This is a genomic window from Bacillus paralicheniformis (genome assembly GCF_001042485.2).
Classification (GTDB): domain Bacteria; phylum Bacillota; class Bacilli; order Bacillales; family Bacillaceae; genus Bacillus; species Bacillus paralicheniformis.
Map to the genome: position 1 here is coordinate 104,182 of NZ_LBMN02000016.1, position 16,686 is coordinate 120,867.

At 47.2% G+C, this 16,686-nt stretch carries 16 protein-coding genes; 5 read left to right on the forward strand and 11 right to left on the reverse strand.

All coding sequences use genetic code 11. The annotated features are described in order from the left end of the window. Positions 1-371: 371 nt before the first annotated feature. Together ACH97_RS12635 and ACH97_RS12640 are read left to right on the forward strand one after the other, a co-directional pair. Positions 372-752: a hypothetical protein gene (locus ACH97_RS12635; RefSeq protein WP_020452350.1), complete on the forward strand. Its 381-nt coding sequence runs from the start codon at positions 372-374 to the stop codon at positions 750-752. Positions 753-978: 226 nt separating this feature from the next. Further along, complete coding sequence (locus ACH97_RS12640; protein ID WP_025811081.1) at positions 979-1,773, forward strand: SDR family NAD(P)-dependent oxidoreductase; 795 nt, start codon at positions 979-981, stop codon at positions 1,771-1,773. 37 nt (positions 1,774-1,810) lie between these two features. Here ACH97_RS12640 and ACH97_RS12645 read toward each other — a convergent pair whose 3' ends face one another. The 7 genes from ACH97_RS12645 to ACH97_RS12675 all read right to left on the reverse strand — a co-directional run bounded on the left by ACH97_RS12645 (position 1,811) and on the right by ACH97_RS12675 (position 10,424). After that, positions 1,811-3,844: a glycoside hydrolase family 32 protein gene (locus tag ACH97_RS12645; protein WP_025811080.1), complete on the reverse strand. Its 2,034-nt coding sequence runs from the start codon at positions 3,842-3,844 to the stop codon at positions 1,811-1,813. 129 nt (positions 3,845-3,973) lie between these two features. Next, the gene (locus tag ACH97_RS12650) at positions 3,974-4,801 is read right to left on the reverse strand and encodes a PTS system mannose/fructose/sorbose family transporter subunit IID (RefSeq protein ID WP_020452353.1); all 828 of its coding nucleotides are present in this window, start codon (positions 4,799-4,801) and stop codon (positions 3,974-3,976) included. Positions 4,802-4,822: 21 nt separating this feature from the next. After that, the gene (locus ACH97_RS12655; protein ID WP_020452354.1) at positions 4,823-5,626 is read right to left on the reverse strand and encodes a PTS mannose/fructose/sorbose transporter subunit IIC; all 804 of its coding nucleotides are present in this window, start codon (positions 5,624-5,626) and stop codon (positions 4,823-4,825) included. 18 nt (positions 5,627-5,644) lie between these two features. Further along, complete coding sequence (locus tag ACH97_RS12660) at positions 5,645-6,136, reverse strand: PTS sugar transporter subunit IIB (protein WP_020452355.1); 492 nt, start codon at positions 6,134-6,136, stop codon at positions 5,645-5,647. Continuing rightward, positions 6,136-6,573 (reverse strand): mannose/fructose/sorbose PTS transporter subunit IIA, encoded by a 438-nt coding sequence (locus tag ACH97_RS12665; protein ID WP_020452356.1) that lies wholly within the window; start codon positions 6,571-6,573, stop codon positions 6,136-6,138. The genes ACH97_RS12660 and ACH97_RS12665 overlap by 1 nt, the downstream gene beginning before the upstream one ends. 200 nt (positions 6,574-6,773) lie before the next feature. Continuing rightward, positions 6,774-9,560: a sigma-54-dependent transcriptional regulator gene (locus tag ACH97_RS12670; RefSeq protein ID WP_020452357.1), complete on the reverse strand. Its 2,787-nt coding sequence runs from the start codon at positions 9,558-9,560 to the stop codon at positions 6,774-6,776. Positions 9,561-9,965: 405 nt separating this feature from the next. Beyond that, complete coding sequence (locus ACH97_RS12675; RefSeq protein WP_020452358.1) at positions 9,966-10,424, reverse strand: hypothetical protein; 459 nt, start codon at positions 10,422-10,424, stop codon at positions 9,966-9,968. 120 nt (positions 10,425-10,544) lie between these two features. Here ACH97_RS12675 and ACH97_RS12680 point away from each other — a divergent pair, with 120 nt between their 5' ends. Beyond that, on the forward strand, positions 10,545-10,805 hold the full coding sequence (locus tag ACH97_RS12680) for a YrhK family protein (protein WP_023855347.1): 261 nt from the start codon (positions 10,545-10,547) through the stop codon (positions 10,803-10,805). 82 nt (positions 10,806-10,887) lie between these two features. Here the strand turns inward: ACH97_RS12680 and catA are convergent, their stop codons facing one another. Further along, complete coding sequence (gene catA, locus ACH97_RS12685; RefSeq protein WP_020452359.1) at positions 10,888-11,538, reverse strand: type A chloramphenicol O-acetyltransferase; 651 nt, start codon at positions 11,536-11,538, stop codon at positions 10,888-10,890. Between the two features lie 217 nt (positions 11,539-11,755). On the opposite strand from catA, the gene ACH97_RS12690 reads away from it, so the two are divergent. Next, positions 11,756-12,316: a bifunctional transcriptional activator/DNA repair enzyme AdaA gene (locus ACH97_RS12690; RefSeq protein WP_020452360.1), complete on the forward strand. Its 561-nt coding sequence runs from the start codon at positions 11,756-11,758 to the stop codon at positions 12,314-12,316. A 4-nt stretch (positions 12,317-12,320) separates the two neighbouring features. Next, positions 12,321-12,890 (forward strand): methylated-DNA--[protein]-cysteine S-methyltransferase, encoded by a 570-nt coding sequence (locus tag ACH97_RS12695; protein ID WP_020452361.1) that lies wholly within the window; start codon positions 12,321-12,323, stop codon positions 12,888-12,890. On the opposite strand, the gene kdpDN is transcribed toward ACH97_RS12695, so the two are convergent. From kdpDN to kdpB, 3 genes are all read right to left on the reverse strand, one after another. Next, complete coding sequence (gene kdpDN, locus ACH97_RS12700; RefSeq protein ID WP_020452362.1) at positions 12,863-14,011, reverse strand: KdpD-like non-kinase potassium sensor; 1,149 nt, start codon at positions 14,009-14,011, stop codon at positions 12,863-12,865. The genes ACH97_RS12695 and kdpDN overlap by 28 nt on opposite strands. Before the next feature lie 69 nt (positions 14,012-14,080). Further along, positions 14,081-14,641: a potassium-transporting ATPase subunit KdpC gene (gene kdpC, locus ACH97_RS12705; protein WP_020452363.1), complete on the reverse strand. Its 561-nt coding sequence runs from the start codon at positions 14,639-14,641 to the stop codon at positions 14,081-14,083. Positions 14,642-14,653: 12 nt separating this feature from the next. Next, a complete protein-coding gene (kdpB, locus tag ACH97_RS12710) occupies positions 14,654-16,660 on the reverse strand; it encodes a potassium-transporting ATPase subunit KdpB (protein ID WP_228119639.1) in 2,007 nt (668 codons plus the stop codon). Positions 16,661-16,686 lie beyond the last annotated feature (26 nt).

The window sequence follows — 16,686 nt, forward strand, 5'->3', positions numbered from 1 at the left end:
GCTTTGATCAGAACATAAAATGATCTCCCTCTTTCATCCACTCCTTATGCACACACTTAGTTTAATCATCAAACTAAGTTTAAGTCAGTTTGAAAATGTTGTCAATCATTAGCAGTGTCTATTTCAATTTCAAAAGAAAAAAACTCGAAAAACCGCGGAGGCCTTCATGGGATATCAGCTTCATTTGTTACAGCGCCGCAGCACCATGATCGGCCTTTTTTCTTAATAAAAGCACAATTTATGGATGCCGTTCGCAAAAAGTGCATCATATGAAAAAGATAAACCCAATTTTTCAGGGAACAATGCCTCATTCTTTCATCTGTGATGAATGATACAATCCCCAGTGTAGTGACTAAAAAGGAGGACCAATCATGAAATTCAGCAAAATCGGTGCCTTACTGCTCACTTTGGCGTGTTTGCTTTTGCCTTTTTCTTCTGCGTCTGCAGCAGGTTCCGGTGTATGGGATAATATCGGCACATACGGCATGACATCGCAGACTCCGATCATTAAATCAGGCGGAGGGAAATTTTATTTTCACAACAACAGCTTTTATGGCTTTACTTTTACGCTGTATGAAGTTGACGGGGCGGGAAGCACGCCCGAAATCGTTAGAAAAAATATCTACGTCGGACCGAAAAGCAACAGTCCGGTGATCGATGTCAGCGATTTTACAGATGGCGCGAACAAAAAAGCAGAACTCGTTCTGTTTAAAGGGAACGATACATACATCACCGTTACTTGCTATGATTGAATTCCCCATAAACAGTAAGCCCGCCGTTTACAGACGGCGGTTTTTTGATGCTTTTTTTGCCTGGTCAAACAAACGGTCCCCTCTTTAAACTGAGGGGGCACAAAAAAGTGCCTATATAACTTTAAAGTGCGTACTTCCGTTTCGGGTTCTTCTGTTCCATAATCATGAATGATGTTTTGTATGACATTGTTCTGTTTATACTGAAAAGAAAACGGAGGGATCCATGATGAACCTGAACTTACGAGGAAAAACAGCATTGGTGACCGGATCAACGTCCGGAATCGGCAAAGCGATTGCCGCTTCACTTGCGAAAGAAGGTGCGTCTGTCATCATTAACGGACGCCGGCAAGACAAGGTCAATCAAATAATAGACGAATTGAAAGGCCAATTCCCCGAGGCTGTTCTTCATCCGGCCCCTTATGATCTTGGCACTGAGAAAGGGTGTCAAGACCTAATAGCAGCGTTCCCGCATGTTGATATTCTCATTAATAATTTAGGAATTTTTGAGCCGGCGGAATATTTTGAGATTCCGGATGAGGATTGGTTCCGCTTTTTCGAAGTGAATATTATGAGCGGAGTAAGGCTCTCGCGGAGATATTTGCAAAGCATGATCGAGAAAAAAGAAGGCCGGGTCATTTTTATTGCGAGCGAAGCTGCGGTTATGCCGTCACAGGAAATGGCGCATTACAGCGCAACAAAAACGATGCAGCTTTCGATTTCCCGGAGCTTGGCAGAGCTTGCTACGGGTACAAATGTGACTGTCAATACCGTTATGCCGGGCTCAACCTTAACCGAAGGCGTTGAAACGATGCTGAAGACTCTTTATCCGGATGAAAACCTGACGGTCGAAGAAGCGGAAAGGCGGTTTATGAAAGAAAACCGGCCGACCTCTATCATACAAAGGCTGATTCGGCCGGAAGAAATCGCGCACTTTGTCACCTTTTTAAGCAGTCCGCTTTCCTCGCCGATCAATGGTGCAGCCTTGCGGGCGGACGGCGGATTGGTCCGCAGCGTCTTTTAAATGAAAGGCTGGAATGCCCGGCATTCCAGCTTCATCGTTATCGATCAGCATAAACATGTTGGAAGACTGCGGTCGCATCCCATGCATTCAAGCCAAATGCTCCCTCGGTAAACGTGGAATCCCGAGCACTTATCACCAATCGGCCGTCCAAGTAAATATGAAAGTTGGAATCGCGGGCCACCGCCTTCAGGTGATATTTCCGGCCGGTTTCTATCGGTGTGCGGTGTTCGGCAATAACAGAGGCCGAGCCGTTTTCAAATTTGAAAAACTTCACCACATCATGCTTGGCATCCACATTGGCAAGATATCCGTTTTGAACATCCTTGTCGGCCCGAAACACGAGAGCACCCGCCCCTCTGCCATTTCCATCCTTTACCGTGACATCTGCTTCATATGTGAAATCTGTTCCTTTTGCTGAAGATAAAATGAACGAATCCCCGTCAGATCGCCCTTGTTTTCCATCAATCGTGTCGGCCCATACACCGTTTACGGTCGTCCAGCCGGTCAAATTCGATTGAAAGGGTGACGTTCCCCATACGTTTTTCAGAGGATGAACCGTCATTGAATTCAGCTTGACAAACCCGTTAGATGCGTATACTTCAAGCCCTTTACTGGATCGGTCCGGCAGAATAATGTCGGTGATCACCTGCCTCCCGTCGTTGCCGAATACTTCAACTGAAGAGCGGTCGACATAAATGCGCATCTTCACCTTCCCACCGACCGGTTGCAGCGGGGCCGCATGCTTTCCGGTGTTAAAGTTCGGATTAAAGGAGACGTTTCCGGATTGGCTTCGGTCGACGAACAGTGAAGCGCTGTTTTTGCTGTAGCCGATTTTCGTATATTGGTTTTCCCCTGTTCGGACTTTAAAGCCAAATTCGGCCGCAGTTCCGGTATTTACTTGAAATTCCGCATTGATTTCGTACGCATTATCTGACAGCGCTTTCAAAAAATTTCTGTTTCGAGGTGAAATGATCTTGTTTTTCCACATTTGCGATGCACCCCTGATCGACTTCAGCTCAGTTACCGGAGCCTGAACAATTCTGAATCCTTCGGAAAACGCTTTCAATTTTAGTTCTCTCGGGATAGACATTGCGCTTCTCCACGGGGAAGTGGGAACATCGTTTGCGTATTGCCAATTGCTCATCCATCCTAACCAAAGCCTTCGCCCGTCAGACCGCGGGATATCAGACCAGCTGACAGCTGCGTAGAAGTCTTTGCCGTAATCTGTCCATAATACGCGATTCGGCGGGTTTTCATTTTTAAAGGTTGTGCCGTCAAAGCTTCCGACGAAATATTGCATGCCTGATCCTCCTGAGACAGCACCGTCTCCAACACTGACTTGCATCACCCATTTCGTTTCATTCGGTCTCCCCTCTACAGGAAGCTCAAACAGATCCGGACATTCCCACACGCCTCCATGGCTGCCTTCTCCTTCGCCGAATTCGCTCGCATGTGTCCAGTGCTTCAGGTCAGGCGATGTATAGATTAAAATTCGGTCGCCGCCCGCAAGCACCATCACCCACTTTTTCGTCTGTTTGTGCCAAACGACTTTCGGATCTCGGAAATCTCTTTTTCCCGGATTTGGAATGACGGGGTTGCCTGAGTACTTCGTCCATGTCCTGCCTTTGTCATTGCTGTAGGCGATGCTTTGTACTTGTTCCCCGTCCCGGTCCTGCGTATAAATGGCAACGAGCGGCTTCTCCGTCCCTGTTTGAAACCCTGTTGTATTATGCCGATCGACGACAGCGCTTCCCGAAAAAATTGTCCCTTTTTCATCCGGATACAGCGCGACCGGCAAATGCTCCCACTTGACCAAATCTTTGCTTACTGCGTGCCCCCAATGCATCGGCCCCCAGCGCAAGCCATACGGATGATATTGATAAAACAGATGATATTCCCCCGCGTAATACACCATCCCGTTCGGGTCATTCATCCAGTTTGCTTCCGGCGTGAAATGATACTTGGGCCGATGATCCTCGTTATAGTAGTCCGGGTCGGCCGCAGCTGCGGAAAAGGCTTCCGGAAACATCATAGCCCCTATGATCCCCATCTGAATCATTCTCTTTTTCATCCCTTTTCTCCCCTCTTCTTCACACGGTTTTTAGTGACGGTTAAGGCAGGAAGTCCAAACAGCCTCCCCCTTTTTGCGGCCGAATGGACCTGCCTCTCCAAAAGCTAAGAAAAGAACAACTAAATCATTTTATGCCAAAAAGCCAGCCCAATAGCCGACAATCCCGATGATAAAAATACCGAAAATCATGAGAAGAGGATTCACCCCTTTGCGAAGCATCCAGGCAGCGAGCAATGTCAATCCTAGAGGCAGTACCCCCGGCATGATGCTGTCTAAAATGTTTTGCACGGTCTGTACATCGACTTTGCCTGCATCATCTTTAATTCTCGACACGACGATCGGGATATTGATCGTCGTCCACTTGGAAACGAGCGCTCCCATCACAAACAGCCCGAGTATTGAAGCGCCTTCCGTCAGTTTCTGAATGCGGTTCCCGACCAAGTCCTGCAAAATTTCCATGCCTTTCACATAGCCGTACTTTAACCCGTAGTATTTTGTACTTAACCTGATCGCGTTGATTAAAAAGAAAAACAAAAGCGGGCCGGCGATGTTTCCGCTTAAAGCAAGCGACGCTCCCAAGGCTGCCAGAACGGGACGCAGCGTCCCCCAGAAAATCGGGTCGCCCACACCTGCCAACGGGCCCATTAAGCCGATTTTCATTCCATTAATCGCTTTGGCATCAATCTTTTTATTGTTGGCCATTTCTTCTTCCATCGCAGCGGTCACGCCGAATATCGGCGCTGTCAGCCACGGATGCGTATTAAACCATTCCAAGTGGCGCTGGAGCGCTTCGCTCCGTTTCGCTCCCGGACCGTACAATTTTTTGATCGCCGGAATCATGACGTAGCAGTAGCCGAGCGCCTGTACACGCTCAAAGTTAAATGATCCGAGCAAAAAGTTTGAGCGGATAAACATACTGAAAATCTCTTTCTTCGTTAACCTTTTTTCTGTGCTCATTATTCGTCCCTCCTTCAATAGTTAAGCATCCAGATCATCGTCATCATCATATGCAGCCACGCTGCTGTCACTGGCGGCAGCCACCGCCCCCTGCGCATGATTTTTTTGCATCACTTGCTGATATAAAAATGCCAGACAAAGCCCGAGGGCACCGAAGCCGACTAAATTGAAATCGGTAAACGCGGCCAGCAAAAAACCGATATAGAAAAACGGCTTCAAATACGGAATGTTCATCATGTTGATGACCATCGCATATCCGACAACAACGATAATCCCCCCGCCTATTTGCAAACCTTTTGTGATGACGTCCGGAATATTTCCCAAAAACGCCTGAACAGCGCTGACACTGATCAGAGCCACAATCAATGTCGGAATCATAACGCGCAGCGCCTGAAACGCCATGGCGGTAATATGCATGATTTCAATTCCTTTAAAATTGCCATCCTTTGCGTATTTGTCGGCACGGTGAATTAAAAATACGGTGATCGTCCTGACGAAAATCGTCAGCGCCTGACCCGCAGCAGCCAAAGCCACCGCGACGGCAATCCCTTCACCGACTCCCTGATCGGCGGTAATCACTAAAATGGTCGAAATCACGGAAGCGATAGCCGTATCGGGGGCCATTGCAAGACCGACGTTCATCCAGCCAAGCGCCATCAGCTCCAGCGTTCCGCCGAGAATGATGCCTGTTTTCAGATCCCCGAGAACCAGGCCGACCAACGTGCAGGCAATCAGCGGACGGTGTGTCTGCCCTTCGTCCAATACACTACCGATACCTGTTATAGCTGCAATGACGAGCAGCAAAATAATTTGAATCGTTGACATGGCTTTAGAACCCTCCTTCTAGGATTTTATTGCGTTTCTTAAAATCTGCATAAAGTCTTCGCTCGAATCTGACGGCAGCTGCCTCAGTTCCAGCTTCACGCCCAATCCGTGCAATTGTTCAAACGATTTGATGTCCCTTTCAGTCACGCTTACCGATTTCGTGATTTGCCTGCGGTTATTCTCGAAGCGCATCCCGCCGACATTGACTGTTTCGATCGGAACACCTGCTTCGATTAAAGAAACAATGTCGCCCGGATTTTCGAATAACAGCATTGCCGTCGTATCTTCGTACCGCGGACTGTGAAACGCTTTGGCCATTTTGGAGATCGAAACGGCGCTGGCTTTCACATTTGAAGGTGCGACAGAAAGGATCAGCGTTTTTCTCATTTCGTCCTGCGCCACCTCATCAGAGACGACGATAATGCGGTCAGCAGCGTGGATTTTAATCCATCTTGTTAATACTTGGCCGTGAATAAAGCGGTCATCAATTCTTGCTAAAACGATTTTCATTACAATTCATCCTCTCTTCCCTGATTAGACTGACTGAATTTTTCCAATTGCTCGCTGCAGATTTGGAAGCATTCCCGGCTCATCTTTTTCAACTGGTTCAGCAGTTGTTTGAGCGGCATATGCTCCCTCAAGCTCAATGCCTCTAACAAAATCGGCAGGTTCACGCCGGCTGCCATATCGAATCTCCGCTCCTTCGCGATGTAAGGAGTCGCTGCGTTGTATGGCGTCCCGCCGAAAATATCCACTAAAAAAAGCACCTCGTGTTCCTCCGGAATGTCCTTCAGCGTCTGATGATATTTTTCTTGCAGTGTCTGAATGCCTTCCCCTTTCAGAAACGGCACCGCGATCAGGCTGTCTTCTTCTCCGAATATCATCCCTGAAGATTCTTTTAATGCTGTGGGAAAGTTTCCGTGGCCGCTGATAATGACTGTAATCATGTACATTGCTCCTTTCTTTTTTCGTTCGCTTATTTATAATGCAAGGATCGTGCCAACAAAGTTGTATTAAGCGCTTTCACTGTATCTCAAGACGAATGATTTTCAAGTTTGAAACACATTCAAGCATAAAAATAAACCTGTATTAAAATGGGATTCCACTTAATACAGGTTTACCTGAAAAAATCGCTCATGGAAAACAGCTATAACTCTTCAGAAAAGATGGTCGCGATAAATATTTTTTCATCTTCGCTGATCGCGAGTCCAAGCTTTTCTTCGTAAGGCTTTAATGTTTTCTCTGTGATGTGAAGAACGTTTTGAAGCTGATCATTCATTTCTTCTTCCTCAGGAAAAGCGATCGGATTCTGTTTGATCACCCTTTCAAAAGCAAAAGCGGTATGCATGATGACTTTGATCAGCACCGCGTTGCTGAATGTGATGCGCAGTTCGTCTTGAACCGTCTGAAGCCACTCCAACAGCATGTCTATCATATGATAGGGATTCAAAAAGACAAGATATTTTTTCAGGCTGTCTTCGCACAGCTCCTTCACCACCACATTTTTACCGGATAATCCGCCGCTCGCAGGGACATTGCCGTTTCCAATCACTTGCTGAATCACTTTTTCTCCTTCGCCTTCAATCAATACTTCTAAAGGCACGTGCGGAGCATCGATTTTAGGATTCTTCGTGCCCACCGTGGCAAGGATCTCATACGCTTTTTCAATTTCTTTCATGCGGCTTGCTAATTTGATCGATGACACCGTCAAAATGCTGATTTGTTCATCTGATGTCCTGCTCACGATTGCTGTTAAGATCTCTTCGAGCTTTTTCGCCGTTCCGCCGCCTGTCGTGCAAATGGAGACGATCGCCTTCTTTTTGCCTGAGACCCGCGGTTTATCGGCCCATAAATCGATGAAATCCTTTGTAACCGAATCATAGATGGCGTGCAAATTCAAATTCAAATAATTCACCTTGCGGACAGCATCAAGCACCATCGATGTCGTAACATTGCTGATCGTTTTTATTTTTACGCCCGTTTGTTGTTCGAGCCTTGTTTCCAGCATCGCAAGCGATCCCATGTCGACAAGCATTAATACGCCTTCTCCTTCATCAACCTGCTTCACTTTCTCCGCCAGACTGCTTACGATTTCCGCAGGTGAAACGGTCAAAGGCATATCAACCGCAGCAATCGGGGTGCTCCCCAGCAGTTCAGTGGCTACTTCAACCATAGAGCTCGCCGTGCTGTTTCCATGGGCCGCCACGACAATGCCCGTCCTTTTGTTTTCTTTCCATGATTTAATCGACTGAATCAGCATCGTCAAGTAGATGACTTCGATTTCCGGAACGGTTACTTTAAAATACGCTTGAATTTTATCTTTGAAAATCAGTGCGACCTCATATTCTTTCACATGGGTTTCCCTGATTTCATCTGTTTCCTGCGGGTTTAAAACATCAATCTGTTTTCCGCGCTTTAAAAATGCGGCGATGTGCATGCTCAGGAAATAGATGAATTTACGGTCGAATTTGCAGTCTAACTCATGTTCAGCGACTTCCTTTAATTCTTTCGTCATCTGCATCACGTCGTCTTCAACGAATTTGAGCAAGCTGTGGTTTTGAAGCATTTTCTGATTAAAAAAGCTTCTGACGTGCAAATGAATATCCGTTAAAATATATTGATTGATTTGTTTTTTTGTTAAGCCTTCTTTATTCAGGATTTTCGCTTTTTCTTCTATGACATGGTATAAGTTAAATGAGTCATCGATTTTCGTTGTATCATCTTCCACAATCGGAGAGATGATCGTTGTAATGTTGACGTATTCAGAAATCATTTTGCTCCGTTCGATATTTTTGCTGCTGGACATCCAGTCCTGTTTGATCTCATCGGGAAGATCCCGGACGGTCAGTTCAACAACCTCGTCTTTGTCAAGGTTATTTAAAAATCCGTGCGCACAGACCAGCTGCACATTTGATTTCAGCTGCCCGACATTTCCGAATTTTGCAGAATGAATCAATGCATTATAGACGTCGATATGAACATTTAAGTTTTTCTTGATCCGCTCTGCTTCTTTCCCCAATAAAAACGTTGTCAGCTCCACTCTTTCTCCAAGGGACCGTTCATCGAGCGACGGAATATGTACGGTCATCGGAATTCTCCGTAAAAATGTCTTCAGCAATGCAGAACTCGGGTTTTCTGTTGTTGCGCAGATAAACAGGACTTTTGCCGTTCGCTTATGCTCTGTTTCACCAAGCCTGTTGTATGTGCCGCTGTCAATGAAATAAAACAGCATTTCCTGCCCCTCCGGCGGGAGACGATGAATTTCATCCATAAACAGAATGCCCCCGTCCGCCTGTTCGACTAATCCTGCTTTGTCTTCGCCGGCACCTGTAAACGACCCTTTTTTATGTCCGAACAATTGCGAGAGCAATAATTGAGGATTGTTATAATAATCGGCACAGTTGAATGTGATGAACGGGGAATCGGGCTTCAATATGTCCGAATAAACGGCGAACTGGTAGATCCGGTTCGCAAACAGCGATTTACCTGAACCCGTCGGACCGAGCAGCAGCATGTGCAAGCCGTGCGGAGGATAAAAGACAGCCGCTTTCGCCTGAGAGATTGCCTTTTTCAAGCTCCCTTTAGCCCCGATCATGAGCTCGAGGGGATCGGCGGACATGTTGCGCGCCGGCTTTTTTTGGCCGTCAGCCAGCCGCTTCAGTTCTTCAACCTCCATCAACTCTGAGTTCCATTTGATGTTCAAGATGTTTTCAACGATTTCCACCGGGACATAGCGCACAGGGAACGTTTTAATCTTGATCACCTTTTTGGCACGAACGAGATTGTTTAATTCAAAGCTGACATTTGAACGCTCCATTTGCAGCTGACCGGCGATTTCTTGAGCCGAATTCCCTTGTATCTTTAAAAGCTGATGGATATTCGTTTCGCGAAAATTATCCAGCAGCTGATGGTAGATTTTATCTATTCTTTTCATATGTATCATCCTTTGTTCTCGATTGATCAGCAAAAAGGCGGCAAACTTCTTGAAGATTCAGAACTTTAAAGCCGAATCACGGGATAAAAAAAAGATCTTTTACAGATTGACAATCCTGACTCTCCTACTTTTATATCGATTTGTTCGTGCTCTCATGACACAGTCTGGTGTTTTTGCTTCATCAGCATCCACAGAAACACCCCACCCAAAGTAGCAGCTTGTCAATAGTGTATCATTATTGAGAAAATATTGGTGAAAACATCCTGTATTTTTCTCTAAATGTAAATGTTTTGTGAAAGCTCTGCTGATCAACGTTCACTTCGATACTATGTTGGCCGAACGACCGGCTGCCTTAACTTTCACAAAAAAGGCCGTTGACGGTTCAACGGCCTCTATCTTTATGATTCATCTCCCTTTGAAAATAAACGATTCCTTTAAAAGTCTGCCTTCGCTCCCTTTTTCCGTCCAAATCAAGTCCACTTCCAATTCGGTCGCATTCTCTGCCAATAGCAAATTCCGGTGCTTGACAGGGCTTCCGTCATTTAAGCTTTTGGCTAAAGAGACCGCATTGTCGTGAGGAATATTCCAAAGCGAAAATTTCGTTGAAGAATTGGGTTCATTCCGATAGAGATAAATTTCCGCCGAAGCTACATCGTGTCCAATGTTTTTGATTTCGACAGCATAAGTATGAAAGCTACCTTTTTCCGGCTTCGCCATTCCGTTTTTTGCTTCGGCTTTACCGATTTGAACTTCCCATTGTTTTGAAGCCTGTTTAACCGGCAATTCTTCAAACGTCAGCGCTCTCGTTTCAATTGTCGGAACAATCATGCTGAACAGGCACAATGCACATATGAATAGCCGCATATTTTTCACTCCTCGATGGTCGATGTCCCTATATGTTTTTCCTTATTCATAAATCCTATGCATACCGACGTTTCACTCCTGCTTCCGGCAGGGTAATAAAAGGACTGGAGGGATCAAGCAATGCCGCAAAACCACAATGATCGATACGAACTCTTTTTCAAAAAAAGATACAAAGTTCTTCATACATTAAACGATTTTCTTATCGGTCTTTTATTCCTTGTCGGGAGCTTCTGTTTTTTCTTCGAGGAACTGAAGCCGGCGGGAATATGGATGTTTGTGATCGGCAGCTTTCAGCTGTTAATCAGGCCGACGATCCGTTTGGTTCATGATTTTCATTACCGGAAGTTTGTTGAGAGCCGGCGTTCCAAATCCCGTGAGTAAATTTAAACAGCAGGGAGAGATGGTAGGAGACCCGCTAAGAAGTGCATATAAAAAAGGCCGAATCCAATCGGCCTTTCCTCTGTCACATAAGCCACTCCTCACAATCGGCGGCAAGCCGTTCCAACTCGTTCATAAAAGCGCCGGCATGATAGCCGTCACACACTGCATGGTGTACTTGCAGGGAAACCGGCAAAAATGTTTCACCGCCTTCTGAAAAGTATTTCCCGTTTGTAATAATCGGCAGCAAGTGTTCGCTGTTATCTAGGTTTAAATTAAAGTTTGTAAAGCGCACCCATGGAATAGAAGAAACTGAAAACGCATTGGGCGGGATGTCCGGCTTAGCCCATAAGCCCTTTTTGTCTCCAAAGCGCTCGGCATCCTGAAGATATTGACGATAAAACCGCGAGAAATCATTTGAGTATTCTGTCCAGAGGGCGGAAAACGTTTGGTCGTCCTGATGAAAAATCGTATAGCACGGGTGCATTTGTTCCCAATATCCCAGCTGTCCTTTGTCGTTAAAAGTTGTTCTAAACTCAGGACGCGAATGAATGGCCCTTGATACGATATAAATAAAAACCGGGTACAGCTTGATCTTCTTTTTCTTGAGCACGGCAAGCAAATTGGTCACATTGACGTTTGTCGTTATACTGAAAGAACATTTCGCTTCCTTCATGTAATGGTCAAAATAAGATTTTCTATACCAAGTGTCGAGATCGATTGTTTGAAAATTCATGTTTTACCTCCTAAAATATAGCTTTTTTATTTTAGGAGGCCTGCTTCTCTGATTTCGGCAATATTCTCACCTCATCCTGTATTGCAAATGAATTGTAGCGCGTTTCGGAGACGCAGGCAACCGTCCCTCTTCTTCTTTGTCTTCTTGCTGTGCCATTCCCCGCCTCTCCACCTCCGGCTGTCATTTAGGTTATACTGACATAGATCGGGGTGAAGATATGAACAGCAAATCACGATTGACGCCTGAAAGGTGGCGGGCGATTACGGAAAACGATTCCGCCTATGACGGAGTTTTTTATTACGCGGTCAAAACGACCGGGATATTTTGCCGCCCTTCCTGCAAATCGAGAGTTCCGCAAATCGAAAATGTGCAAATCTTTTTCAATGCAAAAGATGCTTTATCAGAAGGGTACCGCCCCTGCAAACGCTGCAATCCGGCCGGGATGCTGCTGCCGGATGAAGAGCTGGCACAGCGGGCGGTGCAAATCATCGAGGAATCTTATCGCGATCCGCTGTCTCTGCAAGCTTTGGCTGACAGGTGCCATATCAGCCCTTTTCATCTGCAGCGGACGTTTAAACGAATCAAAGGCGTCTCGCCGGCAGAATACATCCTGCAGAAAAGGATTGAGAAAGCATTCGTTTTGCTTGCCCATTCTGAACGAACGATCGCAGAAATCGCCTCAATGGTAGGCATCGGGAATGCGGATTATTTTGCCGCTTTGTTTAAAAAGAAAACAGGGCAATCACCGACGTCATACCGGCAAATGAAACGGAGGTAAACATATGGAAGATCAAATCGTATACTGGCGTACGCTGACTTGCCGCCGCTCGCAGATTCACATTGCGGCGACTACCCGCGGGCTCTGTTTTACAGGGGCATGGAATCAAGGATTCGGTGAGCTGGCCGCTTGGGCTGAAAAAAGGTACGCACAGCCAGTTTTCATTCGGGATGACAAAGGATTGGCAGAATACGCCGAGCAGATTCAGGCGTATTTAGATGGCAAGCGGACTCATTTCAGCTTTCCTGTCGACCTTGCCGGAACGCCTTTTCAGCTAGCCGTGTGGCAGGCGCTCTCCGAAATTCCTTTCGGCAGCACGCGTTCCTATTCCGATATCGCCGGGCATATACAAAAGCGGAACGCTGTCCGGGCCGTAGGTACGGCGATCGGCGCAAATCCGCTGTTAATAGTAGTGCCGTGCCATCGGGTTATCGGCAAAAACGGACAGCTCACGGGATACCGGGGCGGATTGGAGATGAAAAAAGAACTGCTGATACTGGAGGCCGCAGGCGCCGCTGAACATCCTTTAACAACGGCATCCCGATCTCAAGCTTTCTCATCCGAGACAATGTGAAGGTCGATTCCGTCTGTATGCCTCATAATGCTGTTGACAATCGAGCCTTTTCTGATTTCTTCCCATCGCGATCGGGCGGATTGGCCGAGCACAATTTGTGTAATGCCGTGCTGTTTCGCTGTATCAGTGATCGTTTCAGAAATGCGCCTTTTGTTTGAGTGTTTAAAAATGAATTCGGCGCCGAACTGTGCACAGAGCGCCTCCCATTGCCCGATTTTATCCCGTTCTGTCGGGGCCAGCTGCTCCTTTGACGTGCGCGACACGTTTAAAACGAGCAGATCGGCCTTCAGCCGGCTTGCGATTCTCCATCCGCGCCGTATCAGTTTTTCGGCATTTTTTCCGTGCTGGACGCACACCAAAATCTTTTCATTCGTTCCCCTCGGCCGGAGGCTGCCGTTCGTCCGCTCCAGACGATCATCCACATCATCTGCAACTTCTCGCAAGGCGAGCTCTCTCAACGCAGCTAAATTATTTTTCGTAAAAAAATGGGTTAAAGCCTGTTGTATCTTATGTTTTTCATATACCTTTCCTTCCTGAAGCCGCTTTTGCAATGTTTCCGGAGTGACGTCAATCAAGATGACTTCATTCGCCAATTCCAACACGCGGTCCGGGATCCGTTCTCTCACTTTCACCCCGGTGACGTGTTGAACGATATCATGGACGCTTTCGATATGCTGGATATTGACGGCGGACAGCACGTTGATGCCTTCCTGTAAAATATCTTCAACGTCCATGTACCGCTTTTCATTTTTCGAACCTGGCACATTGGTGTGAGCCAGTTCATCGACAAGCACAAGGTCTGGCTTCCGGTTAATAATCGCATCGACATCCATTTCTCCCATCGTTATCCCTTTATATGAAATGTTTCGTTTTGGAATGACTTCTAAACCTTTGACGAGTGCGGCCGTGTCTTTTCGATGATGCGTTTCGACAAGGCCGATCACGGCATCGATCCCTTCCCGCTTTAAATCGTGCGCTTCCTGGAGCATCCGATACGTTTTTCCGACTCCCGGCGCAGAACCGATATAAATGGTCCAATGCCCTCTTTTCAGCTGTTCAATTTCGGCCAGCAGCTCTCCCGGCGTCTTCCTTCGATAATCACGGGTGTTTTTTGTCCGCATTGCAGCATCTCCGTTTTCTCATCAAGTTTGTTTTTCCCGGTGTCGTATGATCAGACACCGGGCAGCATTCTACTTCAGTTTTTCTTTTAAATCGATATTGAGAAGCAGCACGTTGACGCGCGGTTCACTTAAGAAGTCGCTTTTGGTATGCTGATGAACAAGCTGCACAAGCTCTTTCTCCGGCAGTCCTGTCAGACGGCTGATTCTCGGAATTTGCGCCATCGCCCCGTCGGGACTGATATCAGGGTCTAATCCCGAAGCGGAGTTCGTGACTAAATCGACCGGCAGTTTACTGATCGGAACATCAGGGTTTTCCTCCTTCCACTTTTCAATCGATGCTTTCATCCGTTTCAGCAAATCGGGATTTGACGGCGCTTCGTTTGGCGATCCAGATCCTGCGGCATCATACTTGATGCTGGATTCCCTTCCTTGAAAGAGCCGCGGGTCTCTAAACCGCTGGCCAATGAGTTCAGAGCCGATCACATTCCCCTGCCGGTCATACACAAGACTTCCATTTGACTTTCCAGGCATGGCGGCCTGTGAAATCCCTGTCAGCGCGAGCGGATATCCAAGCCCGCAAACCAGCATTAATAGCAGGCTGATTCTGAAGATTACTCCGATTTCTTTCATGACGATTCCTCCTTACAACATAATCTGAAGCAGCATATCGATCAGCTTGATTCCGATGAAAGGGACGATGACGCCGCCGAGGCCATAGATCAATAAATTGCGGGCCAGCAAAGCATTTGAGCTCATCGGTTTATAAGCAATTCCTTTCATGGCTAAAGGCACAAGAAGCGGGATGATCAGCGCGTTAAATATCAGCGCAGATAAGATCGCTGAAATCGGCGAACCAAGCCTCATGATGTTCAGCGCGTTCATCTCGGGAATCGCCAGCATAAACATCGCCGGGATGATGGCAAAATATTTGGCGATATCGTTTGCGATGCTGAACGTAGTCAAAGCGCCGCGCGTCATAAGCAGCTGCTTTCCGATCGAGACGACTTCAATGATTTTTGTCGGATTCGAATCAAGGTCCACCATATTCGCTGCTTCCTTGGCAGCTGTTGTGCCGCTGTTCATGGCAAGCCCGACATCAGCCTGCGCAAGTGCGGGCGCGTCATTGGTTCCGTCGCCCGTCATGGCGACAAGCTTTCCTTCAGATTGTTCGCGCTTGATCACATTAATCTTGTCTTCGGGCTTGCTTTCGGCAATAAAGTCATCAACGCCCGCTTCCCTTGCGATCGTAGCGGCCGTTAACGGATTGTCGCCTGTGCACATCACCGTTTTGATCCCCATTTTGCGAAGCTCGGCAAAGCGCTCTTTCATGCCCGGTTTAACGGTGTCTTTTAAATAGATCAAACCGAAGATTGTTCCGTCTGCCGCTACTGCCAGCGGTGTGCCGCCTTCTTTTGAAATCCGTTCGCTTTCCAGATCGAGATTCGAAGGTATCGTTCCGCCATTGTTGATCACCCACTTTTTCACGGCATCGACAGCGCCTTTGCGAATGTGCCTTCCGTCGGGCAGGTTCACGCCGCTCATTCTCGTTTCCGCCTTGAATTCAATCGGTTCTCCTGCTTCAGCAACGGACGAGTCATAGTGAATCGAGAGTTTATCAGCGAGTTCGATGACTGAGCGTCCTTCCGGTGTTTCGTCATGGATGGAGCCAAGCGCCGCATATTCACCAACGGTTTGAAGCGATTCATCGCCGACAGGGACAAATTCCCCGGCCATCCGGTTTCCAAAAGTGATCGTCCCTGTTTTATCAAGAACAATCGTGTTAATGTCGCCCGCAGCCTCGACAGCTTTCCCCGACATCGCCAGAACGTTGAAGCGGGTCACGCGATCCATTCCCGCAATCCCGATGGCTGACAGGAGCCCGCCGATCGTCGTCGGTATAAGACAGACAAGCAGGGCAATCAAGACGGCGGGATCAATTTGAAAACCGAGATAGGACGTAAAAAACGGGAGTGTCGCAACAACGATCAGAAAAATCAGCGTTAAGCTCGTTAAAACCGTATTCAACGCGATTTCATTCGGCGTTTTTTGCCTTTCAGCCCCTTCGACTAAAGCGATCATCTGATCGAGGAACGTTTCACCCGGATCACTCGTGATCTTGACTTTAATCGAATCGCTGACGACCCGGGTGCCTCCCGTAACAGAGCTGAAATCACCGCCTGCTTCCTTTATGACCGGAGCAGACTCTCCCGTGATGGCCGATTCGTCTACTGATGCGAGACCCGCGATGACTTCACCGTCGCCAGGTATCATTTCTCCCTGGGAGACGATGACGATGTCCCCCTTTCTAAGCTCGGCAGGCGCTACCTTCTCAATGCGGTCATCCATTACTTTATTGGCCGAAACCCCTTTTTTCGTCTGTTTTAAAGAATCGGCCTGTGCCTTTCCTCTTCCTTCAGCCAGCGCTTCGGCGAAATTCGCGAATAACACGGTGATCAGCAAAATGAAAGAAACCGCCGGATTGAACCAGGGAGCCGCCGTACTGCCGAAAAACCGGGGAAACACGGAAAGCAGAACCGTTATGAAAAATCCAACTTCTACGACAAACATAATCGGATTTTTGATCATAGTTCGCGGATCTAATTTTAAAAAGGCATGTTTGACCGCATCTTTGATGATCGTGTCGTTCATCGTTTGCTTTGTTGTGTGAACGGCAT